This is a genomic window from Methanobrevibacter sp., assembly GCF_030539555.1.
Classification (GTDB): Archaea; Methanobacteriota; Methanobacteria; order Methanobacteriales; family Methanobacteriaceae; genus Methanocatella.
Genome location: NZ_JAUNXX010000145.1, coordinates 923 through 1,679 on the forward strand (window position 1 = coordinate 923; position 757 = coordinate 1,679).

Here is a 757-nt window from a genome sequence, read left to right on the forward strand (position 1 = left end):
TTTAATATTCTTTGGTTTTGTAGGCACTGTTGCTTTTGCTGTTGTTTTGGGGGGTGAGGATAAATGATAGAGTATGTCCAATCAATCCTTCTCATCATATCAGCCATAATAATTGTCATTTCTGCAATTGGACTTTTAAGTTTGGGTAAAGATACAAAGAATAAAGTTTATGCAAGAATCCACATTGTAGGTTTATTTGATGTTGCATGTATAATTGCCATGATTGCTATTGGCCAGTTCTTGCTTGCCGGAATTTACTTTATTCTGGCGCCGTTTACAGCACATGCAATAGCTAATGCTTATTGGAAAAAAGAAGATAGAGAAAATAATTTAGAATTACAGAATGTTGTAGAAGATGTGGGTGAAAATCATCCAATTTTACACCCTAAAGAAAAGATGCAGGCTTTAGAAAGTGAAAATTCAGAAAAACTTAAAGCTGATGAAAGATTTTCAGTTACAACATTAGAAATTAACGAGGATGAGTAAGATGTTAGAGTTTGTATTATGTATTATAATTGTTTTAAGTGCAATTCTTGCTCTTATTCAAAAAGACCTATTAAAAGCAGCAATTTTAACAGGATTTTCTGGAGGGGCTATGGCTATACTTTTCCAGGTATTGTTGGCTCCTGATGTTGCATTAACTCAGGTTATTGTTTGTGCAGCAATTGTCCCTGTATTTATTGCTTTAACAGTTAAAAAAACTCAAAGGGAGGATAGCTAATGGCAGAGGTACAGCTTGTGATATTATTGACTTCAG

The 757-nt window shown here is 33.8% G+C and carries 2 protein-coding genes; both read left to right on the forward strand.

What is annotated here, in order from left to right; all coding sequences use genetic code 11:
- Window positions 1–63 precede the first annotated feature (63 nt).
- On the forward strand, window positions 64–486 hold the full coding sequence (locus tag Q4Q55_RS10600; RefSeq protein ID WP_303372761.1) for a cation:proton antiporter: 423 nt from the start codon (window positions 64–66) through the stop codon (window positions 484–486).
- Window positions 479–721, forward strand: coding sequence for a DUF4040 domain-containing protein (locus Q4Q55_RS10605; protein WP_303372762.1), 243 nt, complete (start codon window positions 479–481; stop codon window positions 719–721). The genes Q4Q55_RS10600 and Q4Q55_RS10605 overlap by 8 nt, the downstream gene beginning before the upstream one ends.
- Window positions 722–757 lie beyond the last annotated feature (36 nt).

Bases quoted from the DNA above. Each gene is read 5' to 3' on its own strand.
- Q4Q55_RS10600 (WP_303372761.1), top strand. From the start codon at position 64: ATGATAGAGTATGTCCAATCAATCCTTCTCATCATATCAGCCATAATA.
- Q4Q55_RS10605 (WP_303372762.1), top strand. From the start codon at position 479: ATGAGTAAGATGTTAGAGTTTGTATTATGTATTATAATTGTTTTAAGT.